This window comes from Streptomyces katrae (genome assembly GCF_000717655.1).
Taxonomy (GTDB): Bacteria; Actinomycetota; Actinomycetes; order Streptomycetales; family Streptomycetaceae; genus Streptomyces; species Streptomyces katrae_B.
In genome coordinates, this window is the sequence record NZ_JNZY01000011.1 from 38,132 (window position 1) to 64,094 (window position 25,963).

The window sequence follows — 25,963 nt, forward strand, 5'->3', positions numbered from 1 at the left end:
GGTCAGCGGGTCGGCCTCAGCGGCGGCGCGTGCGCGTGCGCTTGACCTTCAGTGCCTCGAAGCGCGGTACGTCGCCCTCGCGGACCCGCTGCCAGGCCCGCCGGTAGAGGTCCGCGGCCGGCTCGTCCGGCACCAGGACGCCCAGCACCGGCCGCCCGCCCGGGACCAGCCCGTACATCGGGAGCTTCCACCGCTCCAGAGGCAGCACCGGCGAGGACATCTCCGCCCAGCCGCCGGGCAGGAACAGCGAGCGCCCCGCCCGGGTCCGGGAGGCCGTCACCACGAGCTCGGTGGCGGCCAGCTCGGCGCGGGCGGCCTTCAGCCGGGCCGGCTTCCAGCCCGTCCAGCGCGCCACGTTCCGGTCGGTGGGGTCGGGCATGGCGAGCAGCGCCAGGTACACGGCGGCCGCGTCCGCGCCCAGGCCGTGGGCCTCGGAGACCTCCGCCACCAGCTCGGGCACCGAGCGGCTCGGGTCCTGCGGCCACCACGTGCCGTCCTTGTCGACGGCGCCGACGCCCGCCGCCGGGGCGCCCGGGTCGGCGAGCAGGGCGGCGAAGCGCGGGTCGTGGGCGGCCCGCAGCGCCGTCTCCACCGAAGACGGCTGCTGGTCGTCGCCGCGCAGCGCCGGCAGGTACGGGTCGGAGCCGGTGGAGTCGAGCAGGGCCGTCCGCAGTGCGGGCTTGGGCCGGTCGTCCTGGGTGGCCATGACCACCGCGCCGTACCGCTCGTAGCCCTCGCCCGTCTCGGTCGGCGTGCCCGCCGCCTTCCGGAAGTCCGGAAGACTGGTGAAGTGCCCGATGGTGAGCAGCAGTCCGGGCGCGGCGAGCCGCTGCCGGACGGCCGTGAGCGCGGGCGGCAGGGCGGCCCGTACCGGATCGCCCGCGGGCAGCCGGTGGGCCAGCCAGGCCGTCAGGGTCAGCGCGCCGGTCAGGACGGACGCGGTGAAGGGCTGGGTGGCCGGCTCGCGGGGCTCGGCGTGGTCGCCCTTCACCTCCCAGGCCACGTCGACGCCGAGCGACGGGGACGCCGCGGGGTCGAGGATCGCGGCCAGCGCGCGGTGCAGGGGCCACGACGTGTTCGCGGCCCGCGTGGCCTCGGTGAACAGCCACTCGGGCACGGGCTTGCGACGGCCCACGCGCCGGTTCCACAGCTCCGCGGCGGCGGCCACGTCCGGGCCCTCGGTCCACAGCCGCGCCGGGTCGGCGGGCAGCAGCGCAGCCACCAGCTCGCGCCGCAGCTCGATTTCGAGGCTCTTGAGTTCGGTGCGGGCGTTCTTCGCGTCGGCCACCTTGACGCCCAGGGCGGTGCGCAGTTCGGCCGGCAGGAAATCGTGCTCGTAGCTGTCGATGTTCGGCAGGCCGGCCAGCAGCAGCCGCGCCAGGGCGGCGGACACACCGGTGAGGCGGACGAACTCCTCTGCGGCTTCGGGGAAGAAGGGCGCCGGGCCGCGGTCTGCGGCCTCGGCCAGGAAGGCCGTCAGCCAGCCGGCGCCGCGCGCGCGGTCGCCGAGCGGGGCCTCGCCGCGCAGGGTGTACGGGCCGGGCACGGCGAAGCGGCCGGCGGGGTCGTACAGCAGCGCCCCGAACTCGTGGCCGTCGGATACGGACACGTTGTGCTCGGTGAACCCGAGGACGACTCCGCCGCCGAGCGGGAGCAGGCTGCGGTACGAGGTGTTCCGCTCGATGCCGTCAGGGGTGCGCAGGTGGCGCTGGTCGAGGTGGACCAGGACCCGGCGCCAGCGGTCGGCGGAGCCCTCGGCCGAGTCCAGCCCGAGCGCGTCAACCCGGCCGAGCAGGGTGCACAGGGCGGTCCGCTGCCCGTCGGTGGTGCCGACGGCGACGGCCCGGTACGCGATCGCCGCGGGCTGGTCCAGCAGCGACGTGAACGGGAGCGCCGAGTACGGCAGTTCGGGCAGGTCGAAGTGGAGCCGGCCGGGGACGGGTCCGGCACCGGTGTCGGCGGCCGCCCGGACCAGCCCGTCGAGGTAGCGGTAGGCGACGTCGCTCTGGGCGCCCCAGCGGTAGTACCCGGTGTTGCCGAGCCCGGACAGCGCTTCGGCGATCAGCTCGTCGGTCGGGCCTTCCGGCTCCCGGTCGGCGGCCGCACCCGTGTCGGGGTCCAGCCGGGCCGCGACCTCGTCCAGCGCCTTCTGCTGGACGAGGGCGAAGCGGAGCACCTCGATGATGCCCCCGATCAACTTCGGGGCGGTGACCTGCGGCAGCGCGGCGCGCACCACGTCGGGCAGGTCGGTGACGGCCTCGGCCGCGGCGGCCGCCTGGAGCAGGGCGCCGATCGTGCCCCGGTCGGCCGCGCGCAGGGCGGCCGAGGCCTCCGGGTCGCGCGGGCGCAGCGCGTACCAGAAGGGCAGCGGCGGCAGGTCCACGCTGCCGGTGGCGAACGCGACGTTGCGGTAGTCGCTGCGCGACTGGGCGGTGACCACGCCGTCCGGGTCGCTGATGCTCAGCTCGCGCCAGCGGTGCGTCAGGGCACGCGGCCGCTCGTCGCCGGGGAAGGCGAGTGCGGCGACGGGCATCTCGCTGCCCTCGGGCACGCTGACGGTGCGTCCGGCGGTGTCGGAGCCCTCCCAGCCCTGCCCGGGCAGGCGTACGGTGCGCCAGCCGAGCAGACCGTCCACGGGTGCGCCGAGGACCGAGCCCTCGACGGTGGGCGCGGGCCGCAGCCAGCAGGACTGGGCGGGCACGGTGGCGTCCGCGGGGTGCGCGCCCGGTCGATGGGTGAGGGCGTCGGCGAGGAAGCCGGGCTGCGAGAGCCGCCCGAGGGCGCCGTCCGAGGGGTCGTACTCGCGCCAGCCCCCGTCGTTGTCCTGGTCGCGGTGCTGCCACACCCAGTACGAGGTGCCGTCGTGCAGCAGGGTCCGCTCGTGCGGCAGTCTGGTGTCTCCCGCGTGCAGGACGCCGCCGCCGGTGGTGCGGCCGCCGCCGGGCAGGGGCAGGCTGATCTCGTCGGAGCGCAGGTTCCAGTGGTTGCCGGAGTGGTCCAGGGTGAACACGGTGCCGGGCGCGGTGTGCCAGTAGCCCTCGATGCCCCCGCCGCCCCAGTGGGAGGACCAGAAGACGAGCAGTTCGCCGTCGACGTAGTGGAACCCGTACCGGTGCGAGTTGCTGCCCGGCGCGCGCAGGTCGTGGGTGAGGACGGTGGAGTCGGCGTCGATGACGCGGACCTGGGTGGCGTTGGCGACGATCAGGTACGGCCAGGCCTCGACGACGGTCAGGCCGTGCCCGCCCTGGGCGGGCGTCAGCTCGGCGACCGCGGTCTCCCAGGCGGGCCAGGCGAGTTCCTCGAAGAGGCCGGCGCGCAGGGTGCGGGCGAGGGTCTCGCCGAGGTCGGCGGCGGCCGCCGCGGCCACCTCCTCCCGGGCGAGTTCGAGGGCCTCGGCGGGCAGCCAGGTCAGCCGGCGGATGGCCTCGGGCAGGCCGGGCAGACCGGCGGCGGTGGACGCGCCGGCCACGTCGTGCATCCACTCGGTGAGCATGGGGCGGCCGCCGGGCGAGGCGGCGAGCAGCCGCATGACGTTCACCGAGTCGGCGTCACCGCAGAGGCCGTACGCGGCACGCCGGAAGGCGGGCCGGAAGCGCTCGTCGGCGGCGATGGCGAGGAGGTCCCGGCGCTGGTCGGAGCCGGCCCAGTCGGTCAGGTTCAGCCGGTCGTGGCGCCGGCGGGGCGCGGAGTCGGGCTCGGGGTCGGTGACCGGGATGTCCAGGGAGAGGAGCAGGTCCAGCAGGTCGACGTCCTCGACGCCCACCTGCAGGCCCGCTTCACGGCCGGGATCGGCGAGTTCGGCGCGCAGCCGGCCGGACGCCCGGGTGACCAGGTCGAGCAGGGCGGGCAGGGTGGGGCGCGAGCCCCAGCCGGTGTGACGGGCGGCGTGGAAGCGTTCGAGCCAGCCGGCGGCGCCGTCGGAGCAGCGCTGCTCGGCGGGCAGTTCGTCCTCGATCAGCCCGGCGGTGGCGCCGGATTCCTCGAGCAGGCCCAGCCAGAGGGCGGAGAGTTCGCCGTCGCCGCCGCCGGGCGGCATCAGACCGAGCAGGGTGCCCCGTACGGCGGGCACCCGGCGGGCCAGCGCGACCAGGGCCGTGCGGTGCGCCTTCCACCAGCCGAACGCGGCGCGCAGCGTCGCGGGCAGCGGCAGCAGCTCGGCGAGGTAGTCCTGCTCGGCCTCGGTGCCGGTCAGGCCGGCGGCGCGGGCGAGGCGGCGCAGCTCGGTCGCGGCCTGCGCGGAGGGGGGCAGTCCGCCCGCGGTGCGGCGAACGCACAGGCGGCGGAAGCGCTCGTGGGCCTCGGCGGGGCCGACGCGGCCGGACAGCTCCTTGGCGTAGCCGGTGAGCACCTTCACCGGGAGGGCGCCGGCCAGGGCGAATTCGAGGAAGACGCCGTCGAGGCGGTCCTCGTCGACGGCGAGGCCGTGCTGGGCCTCGCTGGTCCGGGCGCGGCCGAACAGCTGGGCGGCGTACGTGGTGTTCTCGACGGCGAGGAAGATGCGGGCGGCCTGCTCGTAGAAGACGGGCAGGAAGTGCGGGACGGCGGCCGCGAGCCGGCCGGCCAGTTCGTGGCAGGCGTCGAGGGCGGCCTTGGGCTTGGTCTTGGCCTGGCGTGCGAGCCGGTCGAGTTCGGGGACGACGGCGAGGGCGTGGTGGCCGTCCTCCGGGTGGTGCACGAGGACCCATTCGGGGAAGCCGAGGGCCTGGCGCTGCCCGAGGCCGACCACGGGCGGCTCGCCCTCGTCGAGTACGAGTCCCAGGAACCCGGCGGCCAGGTCCTCGGCGGGACCCAGCTCGGCGGCGGCCAGCCGGACGACGACGCGGTCGTCGGCGAGGGCGGGGTGGCGGTAGGTGCGCGCGGTCAGGTCGACGGCCGAAGGGCCCGCGCCCTCGGTGCCGGAGGGCAGCACGGCGCCCGCCTTGAGCAGCAGTTCGGCCTCGGCCGCGGTGTCGGCCGCCTTCATCGTGGTGGTGCTCATCGCGCGTCCCCGCCCTCTTCGATCTTGCGCCCGGCGTACAGCGCCGCGGCCATCCGCATTCCCTCGGACCAGGCGACCGGTCCGACCTCGGTCAGGCGCACCGCCCGGCCGTTCTCGTCGTGCCAGCTCAGCGCGCCGGTGCTCGTCTCGTCCTCGTAGTACGGCTCGCCGATCCAGACCGCGGCTTCCGTGCCCCCGCCCGTGTCGCGGACCTTGCAGGTCGCGTAGCCGCCGGAGACCCGGTAGCCGAGGCCCGTCGCCCGGGCGGCCAGGCCGAACCTGCTCGCGAAGACCCCGCCCGCGTAGTCCCGTACCTCGGTGGCGGTGGCCGTCAGAGCCTGCGGCTTCTCCCAGGTCGGCCGGTGGATCTGCTCGACCCGCTGGACGATGCCGAGTTCGGCCGCGAAGTCCCGTACGTCGTCCAGGTCGGGCAGCAGCACCGGGTGCGGCAGGGTCACGGTGCGCGGGGAAAGCCGTACGGTCTCGCCGTCGAGGTTGACCACCTTCAGCTCGCCGGAGGCGGTGGCGTCCCGCAGGAAGCCCACCTCGTCCGGGTCCTCGCCGACGACGGCCATGTCACGCAGCGCGTTCTGCCAGGCCTCGTCCGGCCACACCTGCGCGAGCAGCGCCGTCGGCACGGGCAGCGAGGACACCATCCAGGTGTCCACCTGGGCGATGCAGGCGACCTCGTGCCGCTCCAGCCATTCGGCGAGCCGGCGCAGCCGGTCCACCTCGGGGTGGTCCCGCAGCGCCTTGGGCAGCGCCTTCAACTGCCGTCCCGCCGCACGGCCGGTGGCGGACCGCGCCGCCACCTTCCCTTCCACCAGGGCGATCTCATACCCCTCGCCCGCCGCCAGCCATGCCATCAGTACGTGCCCCTCCGCCTGCCCGATCCGGATGCGCGCAGCGTGGACCAGGGGGAAAGACCCCCCTGAGCTGCGGTATGCGGCGAGACTAGCGAGAGCCACTGACAACGCCCCACGAGGGGGCCCTGCCCGACTTCGGCGTGGGCGCGGCCGGTTGGGTGTCCGGGGGAACGTCCGGTTGAATGTCCGGTTCTGGGTAGTCTTTCCCGGACAGGGTGCGCAGCCGGCTCGGGGTGGGGTTCATGGGACGTCAGATACGTGTGCGGGGCGCGGCCCTGGCCGCCTCGGTGCTGCTGGCCGTGGCCGGGTGCTCGGGAACCGGCACGACGGACAAGGACGCGAAGCCGTCGGCGCCGCCGGCCTCCGCCGGCACCTCGCCCTCCGTACCGGGGGCGGGCGACGCCAAACCGGCCGCCGGGGACGTGCTGCCCGGCATGGTCGGCGTCCAGGAGGCCCGCACCCGGCTGGCGGCGCTGAAGGTGGCGCAGGCCGGCACCATGGCCGGCTACAGCCGGGCCAAGTTCACGCACTGGGCCGAGCAGGGCAGCAAGTGCGACACCCGCGAGGTCGTCCTCAAGCGCGACGGCAAGGACGTCACCCAGGACTCCGAGTGCAAGGCGGTCTCCGGCACCTGGAAGAGCCTGTACGACGGCGTGGTGGTCACCGAGGCGTCGAAGATGGACATCGACCACATGGTGCCGCTCGCCGAGGGCTGGCGCTCGGGTGCGGCCGGCTGGGACGCCGCCCAGCGCAAGGCCTTCGCGAACGATCTGACCCACCCTCAGCTGCTGTCGGTGACCGCGGCCACGAACCGGTCGAAGGGCGACCAGAGCCCTGACCTGTGGCAGCCGCCGGACAAGTCGAGCTGGTGCCAGTACGGGCGGGCCTGGACCACCGTGAAATCGACGTACGGCCTGACCGTGACGGAACCGGAGAAGAAGATGCTTTCGACGATGCTGGACAGCTGCGCGGCATGACCGGACGGCAGCAGTGGTGCGACGAGGTCCTGGCCGGGCCCGGCGGCGCGATGACCGACGAGGTCGGTGTCATCACGGGCCCGCTGACCGTGCGGACGACCGCGGTGGCGGGCGGCCGCGTCCGGATCGAGATCCAGTACGAGGCCGCGGAGGAGTGGTACACCCTGACCGGCAGCCCGGTCCCCCACCGCGGCGACCCGGCCGCCGTCCACGCCGCCACGCTCGCCGCGGTCCGCGCGGGCCGTGGGGCCGGGGCTCCGGGCGCTGCCCCCGCCTGAGCCGGGCCGGGAGCCCCGGCCGGGAACGAGCCGGTGGTCAGCCCTCGTACTCCGACAGGTCGATGCTGTGGATCTGGAGCAGGTGGCCGTGCTCCGGGTCCGTCGTGTCGAGGTCCAGCGCCATGCCGAGCTTGCGGATCACGTTTTCGGACTCCTCGTGACCCGACCGGTTCACCGCGATCACCCGGTCGAGGCCGCGGTCCTGCAGGGCGAACTCCAGGGTGGCCTGCGCGGCCTCGGAGGCGTAGCCCTGGCCCCAGTACTGCCGGCCGAGCCGCCAGCTGACGGCCACGAAGTCCCGTGCTTCCGCGGGGGACTGCGCCACGGACAGGCCGACCGCCCCGATCAGCTCCCCCGAGGCCAGCAGTTCGACGGCGAAGAGGCCGAAGCCCTCCTCGTCCCACTCTTCCTCCCAGCGCTCGATCTCCTCGGCGGTCTGCTCCAGGTCGAGGGTGGAGCCGTCGCCGATCCAGCGCATCACGTCCGGGTCGGCGTTGATCTCCGACAGGGGGACGAGGTCGTCGTCGGTCCAGCGGCGGAGGAGGAGTCGGGGGGTGCGGATCTCGGTCATGCCCCCATCCTGCCGAACACCGCCGACCAGCGGTAATCGGGGCCTCCGCCCCGGGCCGTGCCGCTTCCCCCTCCGGTGGGAGGCGTCAGGACACGGTGATCGCGTCCAGCTTGCCCCGCAGGTACGCGTGGGAGTCCACGGGGTCGTGCAACACCCGGCCGACCGGCGCCGGGAGGGACTCCACCCGGGTGTGCGGGTCGCATTCGTAGAAGTAGACCAGCGAGATCAGCTCCTCGGCCGGTGCGTCGGCGGGCGGCGGCAGCACCCGGTGGCGGCCCGCGCGCCAGCGGTCCCCGGTCCAGCGGGCCATGAGGTCGCCGATGTTCACGGTGAGCGCGGCCGGATCGTAGGGGGCGTCCTGCCAGCCGTCGGCGTCGGTGTGGATCTGGAGCCCGCCCGAGCCCGGCTCGCGGTCGAGGACCGTGACCGTCCCGAAGTCCGTGTGCGCCCCGACGCGGAACTGGCCGGGCAGGGGCTCGCCGAGCACCTCGGTGCCCGGGTACCAGTTGAGGTTGAACCCCCAGGTGGGGTGCCCGGTGTGGCGGGTGAAACGGTCCGGGGCGAGGCCGAGTGCGGTGGCGAGGAGCTCCAGCAGCTCGTCGGACAGGGCCCGCATCCGGGCGGTGTACTCGACGGCCAGCGGCTGCAGCGCGGGCACCTCGGCCGGCCAGGCGTTCGGGCGGAACCACTCGGCGTCCACGGACGGGTCCCCCGTCGGCTCGTCCGCCGCGCAGGACCAGGACTCCTTGAGGTCGGGCGGCGAGGCCGCCCCCTCCGCGTAGCTGTTGGCCTCGGCGCCCGGGCCGAGCCAGCCGCGGCCGCCGACCGCGACCGCGTACGGCTCCTTCACCTTCGCCGGCAGCCGGAAGAACTCCTTGGCGGCCGCGCGGATCCGCGCGGGCAGCTCCGGGTCCACTCCGTGCCCGGTGATCAGGAGGAACCCGGCGGCCTGCAGGGCCTCGTCGACGCGGGCGGCGATCCGCTCCCGTGCCCCGGGTTCGCCGGACCGCCACGGCCCGAGGTCGATCACGGGGACCTGGGAACGAGCGGAGGCGGAGGGAGTCGGAGAAGGAGGGGAGGTGGGAGAACTCGCCATCGGGACCTACCTTCCGAGCCGGTGTCGGGCGTCCGTCTCCGAGGCTAGCGCCCCGCACACCCGCCCGGCCCCAAGGACGCTCCAGCCCGCTGCACGCGAGTGGAACGACCGCACCTCCTCCCACCAGTGGGTCACCGAGTGCGGCCACCGGGCAGCGGCTACCGGGCTGCGGCCCGCAGGGTGTAGCGGGCTCCGCCGTTCTCGGTGGAGCCCGTCCGCTCGAAGCCCGCCCGGGCGACCACGCCGTGCGAGGGGGCGTTGTCCGCGTCGACCCGGGCGTGCAGCGCGGTCACGCCCGGCTGGGCGAAGGCCCAGCCCGCCAGGCCCTTCAGCGCCTCGGTGGCGTATCCGTTGCCGCGGGCCGACGGTACGAGGTCGTAGCCGACCTCCGCGTTCCCCTCGGCGTCGGGGGCACCGTGGAAGCCGATCCCGCCGATCGCGCGCCGGTCCCGCGTACGGACGACGGCGTACGCACTCCACCCCGGGCGGAACGTTCCCTCTTCCTTCGCCCTGGCCACCATCCCGGCGGCGGCCCGGGTGCCGTCGCCGGGGCCGTCCTCCGCCCAGGCGAAGCCGCCGGTGCCGCCGGCGTGGAGATCGCCGGCGACGAGCGGGGAGATCTCGCAGAGCACGACGCGCTCCGTGGCGATGGGTTCGGCGTACCAGCGCCAGGCCCGGCGGCGGGGCAGGCCCGGGAGTCCGGCCCGGCCGGTCACCCACAGGAGGGTGGGCCAGGGAGCGGCGATGCCGCGCGGAGCCTGCGGGAAGAGCCGGTCGAGGACCTGTTCGCAGAGGTCGGCGTCGGGCTCCCATTCGTGGACGCCGAGGCCGGTCAGGATGTCGTGGGTGTGCAGCAGCGTCTCGACGATGCCCATCGCGGCGAAGCCGTCAGGGCCCGCCATGCCGTACGGGTGCCAGGCCCGGACCCCGGGGTCGGTCACGGCCACGGCGGCGGACAGCAGGCCTCCGGTGGCCTCGATGACCTGGATCAGGCCGGTGGGGGTGGTGCCGGGGTCCGCGCTGATGCCGAAGGGGGCGTACCCGCTGGTCGAGCGCCCGGTCAGCTGGGTGGCGTACCCGGTGAAATCGCTCGCCACGTGGACGGCGGTGTCGTGACAGCTCCACTCGAGGTCGGCGGCCGGGGCGGACCAGTCGAGGTGCGCCACACCTCGGAGCGCCTGTGCGGTGAGGGACACGGATCGGTCTACGGCGTCGGAGCCCATGATCGTCATGGGCGGAACCCTAGGTCGGCGCCCGCGCTCTGGCCAGCGGATATTCGGCACGGCCGCGGAGCGCTCACGGGCCGGAGTCCGGGAGCGGACCGCCGCAGCGGGAGCAGGTCCGGGCGCCCCGTTCGGTCGCGAGCCGTCCGCAGTCGGGGCAGACCAGGTGCAGCAGGCAGGCGGGCTCACCGCCCTCGGCGGGGGCGGGCGGGGGCGCGGGCACCTGGCCGGAGTCGCCGGGCCCCTCGGGGCCGTGCCCCTGGGGGCCGTGCGCGTGCGTCGTCATCTTCCGTCCTTCCCGTACCCGTATCCCTCCCCCGGGGCGGCCCTCGCACACCTGGCGGTTAAGGTCGTAGCCGGTCTGCGTCGGCCGTACCAGGGACAGGCGCGAGGCCGAGGCGGCGGTTGATCACCCTGCCTCCGTGCCGCCTCGACCGCATTCACCCTGTCGTCCTGCCCCGGAAACCGCACATGAGCACCGTCATGCCGTCCCCGTCCGCCACCACCCCCGCCCCTGAATCCGCCCGCGAGCCGGTCCGCTCCCGCATCACCCTCGGCCGGGCTCCCGCCCGCCCCACCCCCGCTGCCGCGTTCCACAGCATCAGCGCCGTGACAGCGGTCCTGCTGGGGCTCGTCGGGATCGGCGCGATGCTCCACGAGCCGGTGCTGATACCGCCACTGGCCGCCAGCGCCGCCCTCGTGCACAGCGCCCCCACCCTGCCCCTGGCCCAGCCGCGCGGTGTGGTCGTCGGCCATCTGCTGGGCATGGCCGTCGGCTACGGCGTCCTCGCCGCCGCCGGCAGCAGCGCCTGGGCCGCGGCCGTCGCGGTCGGTGTCACGCTCGCGCTGCTGATGGCCGCCCGCACCCCGCACTCGCCCGCCTGTGCCACCTCCGTCGTGATCGTTCTCCAGAACCCGGCCCCGGCCCGGTTCGTCCCCCTGCTGTTCGGCGCCACCGTGCTGCTCGTGCTGACCGGGTACGCAGCTTCGCGCATCCGGCGCAGGGCACCGCGCTATCCCGCCTACTGGTGGTGACCCGTCCGGTCGTGCGCCGCGCGTCCGGCCGATGAATTCACGCCGCTGCGGGAGTCTTTGTCTGCGGTGGCCGGTCCGCTCGGCCGGCCCCCGCATCGGGAGAGGCATCGGGAGAGGTGGAGAGATGACCGGCCTGCGCGACATCCTGGAACGGCACGTGAACAGCGGATCGCTGCCCGGGGCAGTGGGCCTGGTGGCCCGTGGCGACCGGGTGGAGGTCGCGGCGGTCGGCACGGCGGACATCGAGGGCACGGCTCCGATGGTCCGGGATTCGATCTTCCGCATCGCCTCGCTCACCAAACCGGTCACGGCCGCGGCCGTCATGATGCTGGTCGAGGAGGGCCGGTTCGCGCTGGAGGAGCCGGTCGAGCCGTGGCTGCCGGAGCTGGCCTCGCGCGTCGTCGTCCGTACGCCCGCGAGCCCGGTCGACGACGTGGTGCCCGCGGCGCGCCCGATCACCGTGTTCGACCTGCTCACGTTCCGCGCCGGCTACGGGTTCCCGTCCGACTTCTCGCTGCCTGCGGTCGGCCTGCTGGTCAGCGAGCTGAAGCAAGGGCCGCCACAGCCGCAGCACATCGCGGACCCGGACGCGTGGATGAAGGCGCTGTCGCGCATCCCCCTGCTGTACCAGCCGGGCGAGGCCTGGCTGTACAACACCTGCTCGGACATCCTGGGCGTGCTGATCGCCCGGGTCTCGGGGCAGTCGCTGCCCGAGTTCCTGGCCGAGCGGGTCTTCGAGCCGCTGGGCATGGCGGACACCGGGTTCGCCGTCCCGCCCGCGGACCTGGGCCGGTTCACGAGCTACTACCGCGGGGACGACGGCGCCCTCGAACTGGCCGACGCCCCCCACGGGCAGTGGAGCAGCGTCCCGGCCTTCCCCTCCGCCACCGGCGGCCTGGTCGGGACCGCCGACGACTGGTACGCGTTCGGCCGGATGCTGCTCGCGCAGGGGGCGCTGGAAGGCGAGCGGGGCCGTCTCCTGTCGGCCCGGTCGGTGCGGCAGATGACCACCGACTGGCTGACCCCGGCCCAGCGCTCCGGCGGCGAGCTGTTCCTGGAGGGCCAGGGCTGGGGGTTCGGCGGCTCGGTGGACGTCACGGCCCGCGATCCGTGGAACGTGCCGGGCCGGTACGGCTGGGTCGGCGGCACCGGGACCGCGGCCCACATCACCCCGGCCACCGGCGCCGTATCCGTCCTGCTCACCCAGCGGGAGATGACCGGACCGACGCCGCCCGCCGTGATGCGCGACTTCTGGACGTACACGGCCGGCGACTGAAACTCGCGCGTGCGGCCCGCTACAGGCGGACGTTCCAGTCGACCGTCGCCGTCAGACTGCGGGCGATCTTCGGGTCGCGGACCGAGGGCGTACGGTCCTCGGCCGTGACCGACAGCTTGTGCGTGCGCAGGTCGAAGAGCCACAGCTCGGACACCGCGACCTCGCTCCGGGCCGCGAACCGCTTCAGCTCCCGCCCGTCGAGGTACCAGCGGACGTCGAGCTGCAGGCCGTCCGCACCGGCCAGCCGGGGTACGGAGACCTTGGCCGTGTTGCGCAGCCGCAGGGTGCGCCCGGTCGGGGTGAGCGCGGCGGCGGGCTTCGCGTGCTGGTAGAAGCCGGCGATCATCGCCTCGGTGCCGGGGAGGTTGAAGGGCTTGCCGAGCACGCGCATGATCGAGTTGTCGGTGGGCCGGTACAGGCCGGTGACGTAGTAGCCACCGCCCTCGTACGCCCCGACCGTGCCGCCGTCGGGCGACGGGGCGCCCAGCCAGCGGTACCACTTGGCCTGCTCGGCGGCCATCCGGTCGGCGGGCAGCGTGGAGGTGTTGGAGTCGGCGGGCTCGGGACCCTCGTACTTCTCGTAGCCCGGGGTGCCGGGGTAGAAGTACTCGTCGGCGAGCTTGCCCAGGGAGTGGCCGGTCTCGTGGATGGCGACCTGGCCTGACTTCGCGTTGCCGGCCGAAGCGGTCGATATCCCCTCGTAGCCGAGGGTGGCGCTGCGCTCGTTGTAGCCGGCGCCGCCGTACTTGGCGCTGTTGGCGAGGACGAGGACCAGGTCGGCCTCGGGCGCCTTCGCCACGTACGCGTCGACCTTCGGCTGGTCGATGCAGAGCAGCCGTTCGATGTCCTCGCACCAGAAGTACGAGCCGAGGGCGGTGTCACGGACGGTGGCCGGCGTGGGGTCGCCGGATACGCCGGAGTCCCGGGAGACGGCGTCGACCGTCCAGACGTTGAAGAGGTTGCGGTACGTGGAGTACGGCTCGACGGCAGCGATCTCGGCCCATTTGGCCTGGGCATCGGCGTGGAACCGGGCCTGCTCGGCGGCGGTGTAGCCGTCGCCGATGACGACGATGTCGAGGCGGTCCGCGGTCGGCCCGTTGTCGACCGTCTTGGTGACCTCGCCGTCCGCCGCCCGCTCGGCCTCGGACAGCTGCGGGGCCTTCCCCGCCTTCCCGGCGAGGGGGACGCGGGTGTGGCCGGACCCGGCGGCCGTGCCGTCCTCCGGTCCGGGAATCTCCACCTCGGTCCCGCTCTTCGCCGGTGCCGGCGAAGGGGTCGGCGGCGGGGCTGCGGCCGCCGTACCGAGGGGGCCTGCACCGAGCAGCAGGGCCGTCGTACAGACCGCGGCGAAGGCGGCGCGCAGCGTCAGGCGAAAGGACGCATCCATGGAGTTCTCCCCCGGGAAGCCGGAAATTGCCGCGAGTTAAGCGGCTTGATAAGTGGGCTGAACCGGTTGCTTAAACTAGGGGGCGCACGGGACGTGCGCAATGGCCTGCCGCCCCTGCACCATGGGGAGTTGGAACGACCAGGGGGTCTTCATGGACGAACCGGCCGAGATCGGCCGCAGGGTTCAGCGCATGCGCGCGGAACTCGGCCTGACACAACGGGCATTGGCGGAGCCCTCGTACACCTCCGCCTACATCTCGACCCTGGAGTCGGGCAAGGTCCGGCCCTCCGAGACGGCGCTGCGCTTCCTCGCCGGGCGGCTCGGCACCTCGTACGAGGAGCTGGCCACCGGGCGGCCGGCCCACCTGGCCACCGAGGTGCGCCTCGCCCTCACCGACGCCCAGCAGACGCTGGCCACCGGCGACGCCACCGAGGCCGCCGTCCGCTACCGCCAGCTCCTCGCGGACGCGGAACGGCTCGGCCTCGCCACCGAGCGGGCGGAGGCGCTGCTCGGCCTCGGCGACTGCGCCATCGAATCGGGAGAACTACCCGAAGCCATCGGCCACTTCGAGGCGGCCGAGCGGCTGCTGGCCGACGAACCGCTCCCCCGCCGCGCCCGCCCGATCCGGGGCCGGGCCGTCGCGCATCTGCTCGCCGGGGAGTTGCGCTACGCCTGCTACCTGCTGGAATCCGCCATCGACGAGCTCAACGCGAGCGGGCTGGCCGATCCGGAGGCGCTGGTGCTGCTCTACGCCGCCGTGATCGGCCCGTACATCGACATGGGCGCACACGCCCGGGCCGCACACGCCGCCGAACTGGCCCTGGCGCTTGCTCCGGAGGTGGCCGACCCGGCGCTGGTGGCGGGGATGCACCGGCAGGTCGCGCGTACCTTCCTCACAGCGGGGCGGCCGGCCGACGCCGATGCCTCGCTCGCCAAGGCGCAGGCGATCTACCGGCAGCTGCAGCTGCGGACCGATCTGGCGCACTGCCACTGGATGCGCGGCTACGTACAGGCGCAGAACGGTGATCTCGTCGCGGCGGAGGCGGAGTTGCGCACGGCCCGGGACATGCTCTCGGCCCGGCGGGCCGCCCTGTTCACGGCGCAGGTCGAGGTGGAGCTCGCCGACGTACTGCGCCGGCTCGGCCGGTGCGAGGAGGCCGCCGGGCTGCTCTCCGCACTGCTGGAGCTGGGCGACAGCCACGGGGCCGTGCATGCGGGCGGCGCGCACCGGCTGCTCGGCCTGATGGCCGAGGAGCGCGGGGAGACCGACTCCGCCGAGGAGCACTACGTCCAGGCGCTGACCCTGCTGGAGCGCAGCGGGGCGAGCGGCGATCTCGCGGACCTGTGCCGGCTGCTGGGCGACCTGCTGCGGCGTACGGGGCGCATCGAGGCCGCACTGGACGCCTACCGTACGGGCCTCGGCCATCGGGCCGCGCCAGGGACCACCACGCTGGGCCCGGCGCCCGCGTCACCGCTGCGGCGGTGACGCGGGCCGCTGAAGGCGCCGCCGGCCTCGTCAGTGGTTCTTGGTGGGCCGGAGGTCGCGCGGGATCATCGTCCCGGTGGTGGCCGCCGCGGCGACCGCGGCGGGATCATCGTCCGGGTGGTGACCGCCGCGGCGACCGCGAGGAGCCCCGCGACGAGGAACGCCGGTGTGATGGCCAGGGTGTAGGCCCGGGAGGCCGCCTCGATCAGGCCCGTCGGCGGGCTGCTGGAGGGGCGCGGGCCGCGGTCACGTGCCGTTCGGGTTGCGTGGCGAGGCGGCGGTCGCATCGCATCAGATCGAGCCTCCCTCGCCTCGAATGAGGCAAATTCGTCTCATTCGAGGCGAAGAAGGCTCACACCTGAGATCCACGTAGGCTGCTTCTTCGACCCGCCCGCTCGCCCCGCCCCCCTCGCCCCGCCCCGAACGGAGATCCGCTGTGCCGGACGACAACACCGAGGACCACGCCTCCGCGGCGGCGAAGCACGAGAAGTGGAAGGAGAAGGGCGTCGCGCTGCGCGCGTTCTTCTACATCTTCGGGACGCACGTGTTCGCCGGCTTCGTGTGGCTGCTGTTCTACCTGGGCGAACACGCCAAGAAGTAAGACCCCTCAGGGACCCCCGGCTTCCCGGGCCCTCAGGGGCTCAAGGCCTCAGGGCCCCTCAGTCCTCGCCGGTCCGGGCGCGGGCGCCCGAGCGGGTCCGCCCCGGCGTCTGGGCACGCTGCGGGTGCCGGCGTACGTACTCGTGCTCCAGCTCGTTCATCCGCTGCGTATGGGTGACCAGCGCTTCGTCCGACCCGTACAGCAGGGTCTCGTGGCGGGTCCGGTGGATGGCCTCCAGCTCCTTGAGCAGCTTGCCCTCGTCCAGATTCCCTGCCGACGGACCGCCGTCATGTTCCGCCATGGCGTTGCACCTCCTCCACTCCATCATCCCCTCCACCGCCGCGTTCGTCCCGGCCGCGGCCCTCGGCCCCGGCGTCCCGGCTACCCTTGCCCCATGACGCTGCGCACGACCGTCGACGTGAGTGTCGACGCGATGATCGAGGACCTCAGGACACTCGTCGAGACCGAGTCTCCCTCGCGCGACGTCGAGGCCCTGACCGCGTCGGCCAAAACCGTCGCCGGCGTCATCGAGAGCCGCCTCGGTGGCCAGGCCGTCCTCGTCGACAGCGAAGCCGGACCGCACGTCCACTGGTCGGCCGGCGGCGACCCCAAAGTGCTGATCCTCGGTCACCACGACACGGTGTTCCCGCTCGGCACCCTCGAACGCCGCCCGTTCGCGGTCGAGGGCGGGCACGCGACCGGCCCCGGCGTCTTCGACATGCTCGGCGGTCTCGTCCAGGCGATCCACGGTCTGGCGGCGCTCGAGGACCGGTCCGGCGTCGAGATCCTGGTGACCGCCGACGAGGAAGTCGGCTCCCACTCCTCCCGGGCCCTCATCGAGGAACGGGCCCTCGCCTGCGGCGCCGTCCTGGTCTTCGAAGGCGCTGCCGACGGCGGGGCCCTGAAGACCGGACGCAAGGGCTGCGGCACCTTCCGGGTCTCCGTCACGGGCCGGGCCTCGCACGCCGGCCTCGAGCCCGAAGCCGGGGTCAACGCCCTGATCGAGGCGGCACACCAGGTGCTGCACATCGCGGCGCTGGGCCGGCCCGAGATCGGCACGACCGTCACCCCGACCGTCGCATCCGCGGGAACCCTGGACAACGTCGTTCCCGCCGAGGCGACCGTCGTCGTCGACGTCCGGGTCGAATCGGCCGACGAGAAGGAACGCATCGAGTCCGCGTTCGCCGCGCTCGCTCCGCATCTCGAAGACGCGCAGATCACGGTCCACGGATCCATCGGCCGTCCCCCGATGCCGGAATCGGCGTCGGCCGGGCTCTTCGCGGTGGCCCGGCAGCTGCTTCCCGGCCTCGAAGGCCGCTCGGTCGGCGGCGGAAGCGACGGCAACTTCACGGCCGCCCTGGGGGTGGCGACCCTTGACGGCCTGGGAGCCGTCGGAGGCGGCGCCCACGCCGACCACGAGTACGTGGTCATCGAAGCCATGGCGGAGCGGGCAGGCCTCGTCGCCGGACTGGTGCTCGCGATCCAGAACGCGCAGGAGAGCGAGAACGCCTAGGCGTCATGTTGGAGGAGACCCGTCAGGGCGTCCTCGGCCGCGTTCGGATCGTCGATGAACGGCTGCGCTGCGAGCGCTTCGTCCGTCAGGGCCAGGGCCGCGTACGCGGTGTACACGACGTGGAACGTCCGGCTGGCCCCGTCCGTGGGCAGTGACTCCATCAGCAGCGCCTCGCTCACCGCGCGCGGCCCCGGGTTCTCCCCCACCGCCCGCAGCCGCTGCGCGACCCGGGCGCCGTGGCCTGCGGCCAAGTGCCGGAGCCCGTACAGGAGCAGGCCGGCCGGAGCGGCTGACGTCGGTCACGCTGCCCGACCCGGGCGGCCTGGAGAAGACGGGAGGCCGCTTCTTCGTCTGGATCTTCATCAGCCCGTTCGCGACCATCGCCCCCAAGCCGGTCCGGCGGCGCATCGCGGCCTGGCCGGACCGACCCGTGCTCATCGTCCCGCCGTCGTCGAGATCATGGGCGACACCGGACACGGACCCCGGATCGACCACGCCGACGAGACGAACGCCCGGATGCCGGAGTTCATGGACCCCCTCGGCCGAGCGGAGAGTAGACAGTGTCTACGCGGTCTGGTAGACACGGTCCATGGAACAGCACAGCCCGCTCCGGGAACGTCTGATCGACGTCGGCGTCGACCTCGTACTCACCGAGGGCACCGCCGCCCTCGGCCTGCGTGAGATCGCCCGCCGCGCCGGGGCGTCGCACGGCGCACCCCGGCGCTACTTCCCCACCCACCACTCCCTGCTCTCGGCGATCGCCCGGCGCGGATTCGCCGACCTCGGCGGCCGGTTCGCCGCGGCGACCGCCGGTGCTTCCTCGCCGCGCGAGCAGGTGCGGACGCTCGGATGTGTGTACATCGGCTACGCGCTGGAGCACCGCGGGATGTTCGAGCTGATGTTCCGTCACGACCTGCTCGACAGCGAAGGACAGGAGAGCGCCGGGCCGTCGGACACCGTGCAGGAAGGCTCCGGGCAGGGGGACTCCGGGCAGGGGACCTCAGGGAACCAGCCGAGGCTGCGCGAGTCCACCCTCCCCCTGTTCCGCCTGCTCGTCGGGCTCGTCTCCCGCTGCCGGGCCGGCGGGGACCCCGAGGTCACCGCCGCCGCCCTGTGGGCCAACCTGCACGGCGTGGCCCAGTTGTGGGCCTGGGGCAGTTTGCCCCTGGTCCTCGGCGATACGGCCGGCCACCGGGCCGGCGTCGAACGGCTCGTCGACGCCGCCCTCGACGCCCACCTCGGGGCGGTCCCCGCATGAGCCGCCCCCGGCAGCGGATCGCGCTCCTCGTCAGCGTCGGCGGCGCGATGCTGGTCGCCCTCGACGGCACCGTCCTCAGCGTCGCGCAGCCCAGCCTGCGCCACGGCCTCGGGGCGAGCGTGGCCCAGGTCCAGTGGACCAGCACCGCCTATCTCCTCGCCGTGGCCGCCTTCCTCGTGATCGCCGGCCGCCTCGGCGACCGGTACGGGCATCCGCGGCTGCTCCTCGTCGGCGTGCTCGGCTTCGCCGCGACCTCCGCCGGGATCGCGCTCGCGCCCGGGATCGGCTGGGTCATCGCCCTGCGCGCCGCCCAGGGGGTGTTCGGGGCCCTGCTCCAACCGGCGACCCTCGCTCTGCTGCGGCTCGCGTACCCTGCCGACCGGCTCTCCACCCCGGTGGCGGTCCGGACCGGTGCCATCGGCGTGGCCGCCGCGGCCGGTCCGCTGCTCGGGGGCGTGCTGGTCGCGCAGTCGGGCTGGCGTTCCGTGTTCGTGCTGAACGTGCCGATCGCCCTCGCGATCGCCGCGCTCGTTCTCGTCGTACGGGTGCCGGCGCCGCACCGGGCCGGGCCGGACGGCCCCGGATCGGCCCGGCCCTCGCTGACCGGGGCGGCCCTGCTGGCCGCGGCCCTCGCCGTACTCGTCCATGCCCTGACCGGCGTACCCGCCCAGGGCTGGACCGCGCCGCCGACGCTGCTCGGGCTCGGCGGGGCCGCCGCCCTCGCGGCCGCGCTCGTACGGTACGAACGGCGGGCGCCGCAGCCCCTCGTGCCGGCCGTGGTGGCGCGGTCCCGGCCGGTCGCGGCCTCGATGGCCCTGCTGCTGGCCGTCTCCGGCGGCATGTTCGGGGCGCTGTTCACGGCGACGTTCCTGCTCCAGGACGTACGGGGGCTCGGCCCGCTCGCCACCGGCCTGCTGGTGCTCCCGCTGACCGGCAGCATGGTCGCGGGCGCGCCGCTGGCCGCAACGGCGCTGCGCCGGTACGGGCCGCGCCGGACCGCGCTCACCGGTACGGGCCTGGTCGTCCTGGGGGTCGGCGGACTGGGCGCATGGTCCGGCCCGGCGGTCATGGCGGCCTTCGCGGTGCTCGGCGCCGGGTTCGCCGCCGTCATGGTGACCGCCACCGGCACGGTGGTCGGGGACGCCCCGGCCGGGTACGCGGGGGTCGTCGGCGGGCTCAAGCAGACGGCGATGAACGTCGGTCCGACCCTGGGCATCGCCGTCGCGGCGGGCGGGGGCGCGGGCGCCGGGGCCGCGTCGGCCGCCCTGTACGTCCTGGCGGCGCTGGCCGCCGTGGGACTGCTGCCGGCATCACTGCTGCCCCGCGGCGCGCGCCGTGCAGCTGCGGGCGACGTCGTCGGCGAACACCCGGGCCAGCGGGGACAGGGACGCCCAGCGGCGGACGGCCCAGCCGACCGCGAGCGCGGGCAGCGCCGGGACCGGGACGAGGCGCAGCGGGCCGTCTGATCCGGGGACCCGCCAGCCGGGCAGGGCGGGCACGACGGCGTGGCCGAGGCCGAGTTCGGCCAGCAGCAGGGCGGTGTCCCAGTCGGCCACGCTGGTGTCGGACCGTATCCGGATGCCGGATTCCGCGAAGGCGGCGTCGAGGTGGGCCCGGGACGCGGAGTGCTCCGGGAGCCGGATGTGGCGGATGCCGGCGAGGTCGGCCGGCTCGATGCGGGGCCGGGCGGCGAGGGGGTCGTCGGCGCAGACCGCGAGCACCCAGGGCAATTCCATCACCGGGCGCTGTTCGATGCCGCGCACGGGCCTGCCGATGGTGATCCAGGCGAGGTCCAGGTCGTCGGCGGCGAGCGCGTCGAAGCAGCTGCGGCTGGAGTTCTCGGTCTGGAACTCCAGGCTGACCTGGGGGTGGCGGCGCCGGAAGTCGACGACCGCCTCGGCCATGAAGTGCCGTACGGTCGTCGCGCCCGTGGTGATGCGCACCGAGCCGGTGTCCCCGCGGACGAGGTCGTCGAGGCGGCGCAGGGCGCCGTCGAGCCCGGCGATGCCGTCGGCGGCGGCCGCCTGGAGGATGCGCCCGGCCTCGGTGGGGACGACGCCGCGGGCGTGCCGCTCCAGCAGATCGGTGCCGGTCTGCTTCTCGAGGCGGCGGACGTGCTGGCTGACGGCCGACTGGGTGCAGCCGAGGTCGCGGGCGACGGCGCTGAGGCTGCCGGCCCGGCAGACGGCCACGAAGACGCGGAGATCGTCGAGAGTCATGGGATCCAAGCTACAGCTTGGGTGTTGATAGGAATTCAGAGGATTGACTTGGGTTTACGACTGAACCATGATCAATACAGGGCCCGGGGCGGCAACCCGTCCCCGCCTGCACCACGGTCCGGACCCGGCGCAGGCGGGGACGGGTGTCGACCCACACCATTCGTTCAGGCGCGAGGAAGGACCACGACCATGCCTGTACCGGCACAGCGCGACGGGCCGGAGGCCCGCGCCCTTGCGCTGCTGCGCGAGCTGGGCGCCGGGCGGCTCGAACACCCCGGCGGCACCCTGCTCGCTCATCTGGAACGCGTACAGGCACAGCTCGGGGCGTGGGGTGCCCGGCCGGCGCTCCGACTCGCGGGTCTGTGCCACGCGTTCTACGGTACGGACGGCTTCGCCACCGCCCTGCTCCCGGTCGACCGGCGGGCCGCGCTCACGGCGGTGATCGGAGCGGAGGCCGAGGAGATCGTCTACTTCTACGCCGGTTGCGACCGCGCGGCCTCCTATCCGACGCTCGCTGCAGACGAGGAGGGCGCGGCGGTGTTCCGCGACCGGTTCACCGGCCGTGTTTACTCCCCCGGCCGCAGGGCGCGGCGGGATTTCGCCGAGCTGTCCGCGGCGAACGAACTGGATCTCGCCCGGATCGACCGCGCGTTCCGCGCGGCCCACGGCCCCGGTCTTCTCGCGCTGTTCACCCGGCTGCGGGGCCTGCTGACCGAGCCGGCCTGGCGGGACTGCCAGGCCGTGCTCGGCGGTGCGTCCTGAGCCGTGAGCGGGGTCAGGGTGTGAAGGTCCAGCGCTGGGCGGGGCTGTTGTCGCAGGTGGTGCGGGTGAGTGCAGTGCCGTTCGCCGTGCCGGCGCCGACCGGTGCCAGGCACTGGCCGAGCGTACGGAGGCTGCCGTCCGGCCCCGGCTGCCAGGTCTGGCCGGCGGCTGCGCTGCACGTCTGGACGGTGATCCGGGAGGCACTCGTACCGTCGAGGCAGACCCCTGCCAGGCCCGTGACGTGGCCGTCGGCCTTCAGGCTCCAGCGCTGGTTGGGGCCGCCGTGGCAGGAGTACAGGGTGGGTGCGGTGCCCGGCGCGGTCGCGCTGTGCGGCAGGTCGGCGCAGCGGGCGGAGGCTGCGTTCACGAGGGTGGCGTCGGCCGGGAGCGGGGCGGCGCGCCCGGTGAGGCTGATCTCGGCGGCGCTGGTCCAGGGGCCGCGGCCGCCGGCTTCGGTGAGGGCCCTGAGGCGGAGGTAGCGGCCGGTCTTCGCGGACAGGGACACGGACTTGGCCGCGGCGGTGTCGGCGAAGCTGCCGGTCGCCACCGGGGAGCCCCAGTCGGTGGTGCTGTCGGAGACGTACACCTCGTAGCCGCCGATCCGGCCGTTGACGCCGCCGTCCTGGCGGGGCAGGTAGCCGAGGCCGTCGACCGCATAGCGGCCACCGAGGTCGATGCTGATCTCGTGCGGGAGCGCGGCCGGGGTGCCGGAGGACCAGGCGGTGTGCCAGAGCGTGGCCGGGCTGCCGTCGAAGGCGTTCTTGGCCGCGCCGTTCTCGGCGGCGGTCTCCTGGCTGTCGGCGGAGACCAGGGTCCAGGCCGACTGCGGGATCGGGGCGGAGGTCGCCGGGACCGGGTCGGCCGCCGGGATCGACGTGCCGGTGGCCGTGATGCCGAACGCGCCGGACTTCGTACCGGTCTTGACCCAGAGGATGCCGCCGCGGTCGGCGGGGTCGAAGTACCAGCCGGACGCGGCCGCGTCGTAGCCGGCCTTGGAGGTCTGGCGGGCCAGGGCGCTGCCGTCCGCCGTCACGGTGCCCGGCGCGGAGGCCACGTGGAGGGTGAACTCGTAGCCGCGCGCTGCGGGTTTGCCGGTGTAGCTGCCGGTGGGGGCACCGACGGAGACGCTGACCGTGCCGGAGCCGGCGGCCGGGGCGGTGACGTCCACCTGCTGACGGGCGTACGCGCCGGACTCGTGGGCGCGGGTGAGCCCGTCGTCCTCGTAGAGGCTGAAGGAGGAGTTGCCGCGCGGGTGGATGTCGTAGGTGAGGGTGGAGACGGGCTTCTCGCCCGTGTAGTTCATCTGCGGCCACATCGGCACGATCGCCCCGCCCTTGACGAAGAGCGGAAGGGTGTCGAGCGGCGCCCGGTAGTTGTTGAGCCAGCCCGGGCCGGCGTACGTCTTGCCGGTCCAGTAGTCCGTCCAGGTTCCGGCGGGCAGGTAGATGCCGTCGCGGACGGAGGTGTCGGAGACCACGGGAGCGACGAGGAAGGAGTCGCCGGCCATGAACTGGCCGCTGGTGAGGTTGCCGCGGGCCACCGGGTCGTCCGGGTATTCCAGGACGAGGGCGCGGGTGCTCGGCACGCCGCTCTCGTGCGCGGTGCGGCTCATCGTGTACAGGTACGGCATCAGCCGCATCTTGAGCTGCAGGTACTTGCGGTTGATGGAGAGGTACGGCTCGGCGAAGCGCCAGGGCTGCTTGTCCTGGTAGCCGGCGGACGGGTTGGTCGCGCCCCAGCCCGACATGGTCATGAAGGCGGGCGTGAAGGCCTTCCACTGGAGGTCGCGGGTGTACGTCTTGGGGCTGCCGCCGAAGATCCCGTCGATGTCGCCGGAGGCGTAGTTGAGGCCGGACAGGCCGGCGCCGGCGATGGCGGGGACGTGCCAGCGCATGTCGTCCCAGGTGCCGTTGGTGTCACCGGTCCACACGACGGCGTTGCGCTGGGTACCGGCCCAGCCGTCGACGGTCCAGACGTAGCGGCGGGCGTCGGAGTTCTTCTCGATGCCGTCGACGGCCTGCTGTACGCCGGTGAAGGCGGTCTTGTAGCCGCCGCCGATCCAGGCGACGTCCGTCTTCACGCCGCGGGTTCCGGCCGCGGCGACCTCGTCGGCGATGGATCCGAGACCGGTTGAGGTCCACAGTCCGGTCTGGAAGCCCTTGGCCTTCAGGGCGTCGACCGTCGACTTGAGCGGGGCGGTGTATCCGCAGCCGTAGCCGTCGTTGGGAAGGAACCAGCCCGAGGGCATGTCTGCGGCGCGGGCGTCGGCGGCGTAGCCGGCCACGTCGGGGGTGGTCTGGTGGCGCAGGCGGTTGTGGTCGCCCTGGTAGTCGGGGTTGGAAGCGTTGAAACAGTCGGCATTGCCCAGTTCCAGGCCCCACATCGGGGCCATGAAGGGCTTTCCGCTGACGTCGGTGTACGCGTCGAGCACGGATTTCAGCGAATCGCCGGTGAAGTACCAGGCGTCGAAGCGCTTCTCGTCATGGGTGAGGGTCGTGGGGGCGTTGAATCCGTACGAGCCGGGGGCCCAGGTGTTGCGCATGACGCCGTAGCCGTTGGTGGACATGTAGAAGGGGGCGGGGCTGGCGTTGTTGTTCTCGCGCCATTTGTTGTCGACGGCCACGGGGACGGTCTTGCCGCGCAGCGCCCATTCGCCGAGGCGCAGGCCGGTGCCGTAGAACTGCTCGTCGGCGCCGCGGGCCAGGTACTGGGTGGTCTGGGTACCGGTCCAGGAGGTGGGCTGGGTCTCCTGCCAGACCAGGGTGGAGTTGTCGGCGCGGTAGACCGAGAACTGCAGGGGCGTCTTGTTGACGCGGATGTTCAGGGCTCCGGTGGTGATCCGGTAGTACGCGCCCGCGTCGGTGAAGGTGGTGTCGACGGAGCCGAAGTCGGTGGTCGGGGCGAGGTCGGAACCGGCCGGGTCGTTGGTGAACGCGCCGTCGGGTGACAGCCAGATGCGGAAGACGTCGGCGCGGGCGACGACCACGCGCGCCTTCGCACCGGCGGTCGTGGTGACGGTGAAGGTGTTCCCGGACTGCGTGAGGCCGGTGGCGTTGCCTGCCGTGGCGGGGGCCGGAGCCGCGGCGGCCGGCGAGGTCATCGGTCCGGCGGCGGCCAGCCCGGCGACGGCAAGGGCCCCGGCGAGCATCGCGGCGAGGGGCGCGCGCCGCCGCTTCACCTTTTTGCGGCTGTGGATGCGCCTGGGGATGCGGATGAGTCTCATGGGGCAGCTCCTCGTGCGGTCCGGATTGCGGACACACCGCTTTGGCATGCGCCTGGCAAGATAGCGGCCCACGGAGATCACTTGAAGGATGCTGCTCGAAGTAGTCTTCAATCAAGCAGCTTTGAGCATCCATGAAGTGGCCGAGATGCGGCCTCAGCCGAAGCGGACGGGGAGGTGCTTGATGCCGTTGATGAAGTCGGAGCGCAGGCGCCGGACCTCACCCGTGAGGCCGAAGCCGGGGTGGCGGGCCAGGAGTTCACGGATCAGGGCCTTGATCTGGGTGCGGGCCGGACCGGCGCCCAGGCAGAAGTGGGGACCGCCGCCGCCGAAGGTGAGGTGCTCGTTCGGGTTGCGGCGGATGTCGAAGACGAAGGGGTCGGCGAAGACGTCCTCGTCGCGGTTGGCGGAGGCGTAGTAGGTGACCACCTTCTGCCCCGCGGCGATCGCACGGCCGCGCAGGACGGTGTCCCGGGTGGGCCGCAGCTGACGCCAGGTCAACCCTCGTGCGCATCGCGGTGTGCCGTTTCTCCGGTGAACCGGTCCGGCCAGGCAGTCTCCGGAGTTCTCGGGCCGGTCATCGACAAGCTGGCCGCGGCCGGGGTCAGCCTCGTCGAGCCGCAGGTGGAGCGCCCTGCCGGAGAAGAGGCGCCGAGGGACCGCTCGCCGGGCAGTGCGTGGTGGTCACGGGGAAGATGACGGGTGCGCCGGCGGCGTACGACACGCGGGACAAGGTGCGCGAGCTGATCGAGCGGGCCGGCGGTAAGTCCGCGAGCGGCATATCGGGGCGGACGACACTGCTCGTGGCGGGTGCCAAGGCGGGCAGCAAGGTGGCCAAGGCGAGGAGGCGGGCATCGAGATCGTCGGCGAGGAGGCGTTCGCCGAGCGGATCGCCGCGTTCCTCACCTGCTGAGCGGTGCGGGCCCCTCGGGGGGCGGCGGGGTGACGGCCAGGACCGGCGGGGCCGGCGAGACGTACCGGTGGCCGCAGGGGTCGAAGACCAGCACCACCGGCCGGCCCGGGCGCTGGCGCCAGGAGATGCGCTCCGGTGCGCTCGCGCACTCGGGACAGCGCGGCAGCGGGCTCGTCGCCGCCGTGCGTGTGGGGGCGGACGCGAGCCGGGGCACGGGGTGCGGTTCACGCATGGGGGCTCCCTGGTCCGGCGGTCGTTCTCCTGGCACTGTGTCATGAACCGCCCCTCCGGGGCACGGGCCGAT

The 25,963-nt window shown here is 73.8% G+C and carries 21 protein-coding genes and 3 pseudogenes; 11 read left to right on the plus strand and 13 right to left on the minus strand.

Annotated elements, in window-relative coordinates; genetic code table 11:
• Positions 1 to 16: 16 nt before the first annotated feature.
• Both IF09_RS0116410 and IF09_RS0116415 read right to left on the minus strand, forming a co-directional pair.
• Positions 17 to 4,978, minus strand: coding sequence for a hypothetical protein (locus IF09_RS0116410; protein ID WP_051832540.1), 4,962 nt, complete (start codon positions 4,976 to 4,978; stop codon positions 17 to 19).
• On the minus strand, positions 4,975 to 5,844 hold the full coding sequence (locus IF09_RS0116415; RefSeq protein WP_030296336.1) for a DUF4132 domain-containing protein: 870 nt from the start codon (positions 5,842 to 5,844) through the stop codon (positions 4,975 to 4,977). Before IF09_RS0116415 ends, IF09_RS0116410 begins: the two co-directional genes overlap by 4 nt.
• A 242-nt stretch (positions 5,845 to 6,086) precedes the next feature.
• Between IF09_RS0116415 and IF09_RS0116420 the strand changes: the two genes are divergently transcribed.
• Both IF09_RS0116420 and IF09_RS0116425 read left to right on the plus strand, forming a co-directional pair.
• A complete protein-coding gene (locus IF09_RS0116420; RefSeq protein ID WP_106975078.1) occupies positions 6,087 to 6,821 on the plus strand; it encodes an HNH endonuclease family protein in 735 nt (244 codons plus the stop codon).
• A complete protein-coding gene (locus IF09_RS0116425; RefSeq protein ID WP_030296338.1) occupies positions 6,818 to 7,099 on the plus strand; it encodes a hypothetical protein in 282 nt (93 codons plus the stop codon). The genes IF09_RS0116420 and IF09_RS0116425 overlap by 4 nt, the downstream gene beginning before the upstream one ends.
• 37 nt (positions 7,100 to 7,136) lie before the next feature.
• Here IF09_RS0116425 and IF09_RS0116430 read toward each other — a convergent pair whose 3' ends face one another.
• From IF09_RS0116430 to IF09_RS0116445, 4 genes are all read right to left on the minus strand, one after another.
• Positions 7,137 to 7,670 (minus strand): GNAT family N-acetyltransferase, encoded by a 534-nt coding sequence (locus tag IF09_RS0116430; RefSeq protein ID WP_030296340.1) that lies wholly within the window; start codon positions 7,668 to 7,670, stop codon positions 7,137 to 7,139.
• An 85-nt stretch (positions 7,671 to 7,755) separates the two neighbouring features.
• Positions 7,756 to 8,766, minus strand: a complete 1,011-nt coding sequence (locus IF09_RS0116435; RefSeq protein WP_051832542.1) for an isopenicillin N synthase family dioxygenase — start codon at positions 8,764 to 8,766, stop codon at positions 7,756 to 7,758.
• Between the two features lie 158 nt (positions 8,767 to 8,924).
• The gene (locus IF09_RS0116440; protein WP_030296344.1) at positions 8,925 to 9,998 is read right to left on the minus strand and encodes a GNAT family N-acetyltransferase; all 1,074 of its coding nucleotides are present in this window, start codon (positions 9,996 to 9,998) and stop codon (positions 8,925 to 8,927) included.
• A gap of 64 nt (positions 9,999 to 10,062) precedes the next feature.
• Positions 10,063 to 10,275 (minus strand): hypothetical protein, encoded by a 213-nt coding sequence (locus IF09_RS0116445; RefSeq protein ID WP_030296346.1) that lies wholly within the window; start codon positions 10,273 to 10,275, stop codon positions 10,063 to 10,065.
• 185 nt (positions 10,276 to 10,460) lie between these two features.
• Between IF09_RS0116445 and IF09_RS0116450 the strand changes: the two genes are divergently transcribed.
• Positions 10,461 to 11,024, plus strand: coding sequence for an HPP family protein (locus IF09_RS0116450; protein WP_030296348.1), 564 nt, complete (start codon positions 10,461 to 10,463; stop codon positions 11,022 to 11,024).
• A gap of 124 nt (positions 11,025 to 11,148) precedes the next feature.
• Complete coding sequence (locus tag IF09_RS0116455; protein WP_030296350.1) at positions 11,149 to 12,300, plus strand: serine hydrolase domain-containing protein; 1,152 nt, start codon at positions 11,149 to 11,151, stop codon at positions 12,298 to 12,300.
• 19 nt (positions 12,301 to 12,319) lie between these two features.
• On the opposite strand, the gene IF09_RS0116460 is transcribed toward IF09_RS0116455, so the two are convergent.
• Positions 12,320 to 13,687, minus strand: a complete 1,368-nt coding sequence (locus tag IF09_RS0116460) for a M64 family metallopeptidase (RefSeq protein WP_030296353.1) — start codon at positions 13,685 to 13,687, stop codon at positions 12,320 to 12,322.
• A gap of 151 nt (positions 13,688 to 13,838) precedes the next feature.
• Between IF09_RS0116460 and IF09_RS0116465 the strand changes: the two genes are divergently transcribed.
• Both IF09_RS0116465 and IF09_RS46365 read left to right on the plus strand, forming a co-directional pair.
• Positions 13,839 to 15,173, plus strand: coding sequence for a helix-turn-helix domain-containing protein (locus tag IF09_RS0116465; protein ID WP_030296355.1), 1,335 nt, complete (start codon positions 13,839 to 13,841; stop codon positions 15,171 to 15,173).
• Between the two features lie 436 nt (positions 15,174 to 15,609).
• Positions 15,610 to 15,774 (plus strand): DUF6126 family protein, encoded by a 165-nt coding sequence (locus tag IF09_RS46365; RefSeq protein WP_168724203.1) that lies wholly within the window; start codon positions 15,610 to 15,612, stop codon positions 15,772 to 15,774.
• Between the two features lie 58 nt (positions 15,775 to 15,832).
• On the opposite strand, the gene IF09_RS0116475 is transcribed toward IF09_RS46365, so the two are convergent.
• Entirely contained in the window at positions 15,833 to 16,075 is a 243-nt protein-coding gene (locus IF09_RS0116475) for a DUF6158 family protein (RefSeq protein WP_030296356.1), read from the minus strand.
• 93 nt (positions 16,076 to 16,168) lie between these two features.
• Here IF09_RS0116475 and IF09_RS0116480 point away from each other — a divergent pair, with 93 nt between their 5' ends.
• Complete coding sequence (locus IF09_RS0116480) at positions 16,169 to 17,287, plus strand: M20 family metallopeptidase (protein WP_030296358.1); 1,119 nt, start codon at positions 16,169 to 16,171, stop codon at positions 17,285 to 17,287.
• A gap of 8 nt (positions 17,288 to 17,295) precedes the next feature.
• Here IF09_RS0116480 and IF09_RS0116485 read toward each other — a convergent pair.
• Positions 17,296 to 17,562 (minus strand): annotated as a pseudogene (locus tag IF09_RS0116485) (TetR/AcrR family transcriptional regulator); the annotation flags it as partial.
• A 2-nt stretch (positions 17,563 to 17,564) separates the two neighbouring features.
• Here IF09_RS0116485 and IF09_RS48490 point away from each other — a divergent pair.
• The 3 genes and pseudogenes from IF09_RS48490 to IF09_RS43055 form a co-directional block, all read left to right on the plus strand.
• Positions 17,565 to 17,968 (plus strand): annotated as a pseudogene (locus IF09_RS48490) (hypothetical protein); the annotation flags it as partial.
• Complete coding sequence (locus tag IF09_RS0116490) at positions 17,877 to 18,545, plus strand: TetR/AcrR family transcriptional regulator (protein WP_030296364.1); 669 nt, start codon at positions 17,877 to 17,879, stop codon at positions 18,543 to 18,545. The pseudogene IF09_RS48490 and the gene IF09_RS0116490, both read left to right, overlap by 92 nt.
• Positions 18,542 to 19,873: pseudogene (locus IF09_RS43055) on the plus strand (MFS transporter); the annotation flags it as partial. The gene IF09_RS0116490 and the pseudogene IF09_RS43055, both read left to right, overlap by 4 nt.
• Here the strand turns inward: IF09_RS43055 and IF09_RS0116500 are convergent.
• Complete coding sequence (locus IF09_RS0116500; RefSeq protein WP_037635121.1) at positions 19,856 to 20,764, minus strand: LysR substrate-binding domain-containing protein; 909 nt, start codon at positions 20,762 to 20,764, stop codon at positions 19,856 to 19,858. The pseudogene IF09_RS43055 and the gene IF09_RS0116500 overlap by 18 nt on opposite strands.
• Before the next feature lie 189 nt (positions 20,765 to 20,953).
• Here IF09_RS0116500 and IF09_RS0116505 point away from each other — a divergent pair, with 189 nt between their 5' ends.
• Entirely contained in the window at positions 20,954 to 21,526 is a 573-nt protein-coding gene (locus tag IF09_RS0116505) for a DUF6817 domain-containing protein (protein ID WP_030296369.1), read from the plus strand.
• Between the two features lie 13 nt (positions 21,527 to 21,539).
• On the opposite strand, the gene IF09_RS47955 is transcribed toward IF09_RS0116505, so the two are convergent.
• From IF09_RS47955 to IF09_RS0116520, 3 genes are all read right to left on the minus strand, one after another.
• Positions 21,540 to 24,749, minus strand: a complete 3,210-nt coding sequence (locus tag IF09_RS47955) for a TIM-barrel domain-containing protein (protein WP_078613292.1) — start codon at positions 24,747 to 24,749, stop codon at positions 21,540 to 21,542.
• A 153-nt stretch (positions 24,750 to 24,902) separates the two neighbouring features.
• Positions 24,903 to 25,247 carry a cytochrome P450 gene (locus tag IF09_RS47960; RefSeq protein ID WP_030296380.1) on the minus strand — a complete coding sequence of 115 codons (345 nt, stop codon included), beginning with the start codon at positions 25,245 to 25,247 and terminating at the stop codon, positions 24,903 to 24,905.
• A 401-nt stretch (positions 25,248 to 25,648) separates the two neighbouring features.
• Positions 25,649 to 25,891 carry a hypothetical protein gene (locus IF09_RS0116520; protein ID WP_030296381.1) on the minus strand — a complete coding sequence of 81 codons (243 nt, stop codon included), beginning with the start codon at positions 25,889 to 25,891 and terminating at the stop codon, positions 25,649 to 25,651.
• Between the last annotated feature and the right edge of the window lie 72 nt (positions 25,892 to 25,963).

What these genes read in the sequence shown, in the direction of transcription:
- IF09_RS0116410 (WP_051832540.1), bottom strand. Translation starts at nt 4,978, where the DNA reads ATGAGCACCACCACGATGAAGGCGGCCGACACCGCGGCCGAGGCCGAA.
- IF09_RS0116415 (WP_030296336.1), bottom strand. Translation starts at nt 5,844, where the DNA reads ATGGCATGGCTGGCGGCGGGCGAGGGGTATGAGATCGCCCTGGTGGAA.
- IF09_RS0116420 (WP_106975078.1), top strand. Translation starts at nt 6,087, where the DNA reads ATGGGACGTCAGATACGTGTGCGGGGCGCGGCCCTGGCCGCCTCGGTG.
- IF09_RS0116425 (WP_030296338.1), top strand. Translation starts at nt 6,818, where the DNA reads ATGACCGGACGGCAGCAGTGGTGCGACGAGGTCCTGGCCGGGCCCGGC.
- IF09_RS0116430 (WP_030296340.1), bottom strand. Translation starts at nt 7,670, where the DNA reads ATGACCGAGATCCGCACCCCCCGACTCCTCCTCCGCCGCTGGACCGAC.
- IF09_RS0116435 (WP_051832542.1), bottom strand. Translation starts at nt 8,766, where the DNA reads ATGGCGAGTTCTCCCACCTCCCCTCCTTCTCCGACTCCCTCCGCCTCC.
- IF09_RS0116440 (WP_030296344.1), bottom strand. Translation starts at nt 9,998, where the DNA reads ATGACGATCATGGGCTCCGACGCCGTAGACCGATCCGTGTCCCTCACC.
- IF09_RS0116445 (WP_030296346.1), bottom strand. Translation starts at nt 10,275, where the DNA reads ATGACGACGCACGCGCACGGCCCCCAGGGGCACGGCCCCGAGGGGCCC.
- IF09_RS0116450 (WP_030296348.1), top strand. Translation starts at nt 10,461, where the DNA reads ATGAGCACCGTCATGCCGTCCCCGTCCGCCACCACCCCCGCCCCTGAA.
- IF09_RS0116455 (WP_030296350.1), top strand. Translation starts at nt 11,149, where the DNA reads ATGACCGGCCTGCGCGACATCCTGGAACGGCACGTGAACAGCGGATCG.
- IF09_RS0116460 (WP_030296353.1), bottom strand. Translation starts at nt 13,687, where the DNA reads ATGGATGCGTCCTTTCGCCTGACGCTGCGCGCCGCCTTCGCCGCGGTC.
- IF09_RS0116465 (WP_030296355.1), top strand. Translation starts at nt 13,839, where the DNA reads ATGGACGAACCGGCCGAGATCGGCCGCAGGGTTCAGCGCATGCGCGCG.
- IF09_RS0116475 (WP_030296356.1), bottom strand. Translation starts at nt 16,075, where the DNA reads ATGGCGGAACATGACGGCGGTCCGTCGGCAGGGAATCTGGACGAGGGC.
- IF09_RS0116480 (WP_030296358.1), top strand. Translation starts at nt 16,169, where the DNA reads ATGACGCTGCGCACGACCGTCGACGTGAGTGTCGACGCGATGATCGAG.
- IF09_RS0116490 (WP_030296364.1), top strand. Translation starts at nt 17,877, where the DNA reads ATGGAACAGCACAGCCCGCTCCGGGAACGTCTGATCGACGTCGGCGTC.
- IF09_RS0116500 (WP_037635121.1), bottom strand. Translation starts at nt 20,764, where the DNA reads ATGACTCTCGACGATCTCCGCGTCTTCGTGGCCGTCTGCCGGGCCGGC.
- IF09_RS0116505 (WP_030296369.1), top strand. Translation starts at nt 20,954, where the DNA reads ATGCCTGTACCGGCACAGCGCGACGGGCCGGAGGCCCGCGCCCTTGCG.
- IF09_RS47955 (WP_078613292.1), bottom strand. Translation starts at nt 24,749, where the DNA reads ATGAGACTCATCCGCATCCCCAGGCGCATCCACAGCCGCAAAAAGGTG.
- IF09_RS0116520 (WP_030296381.1), bottom strand. Translation starts at nt 25,891, where the DNA reads ATGCGTGAACCGCACCCCGTGCCCCGGCTCGCGTCCGCCCCCACACGC.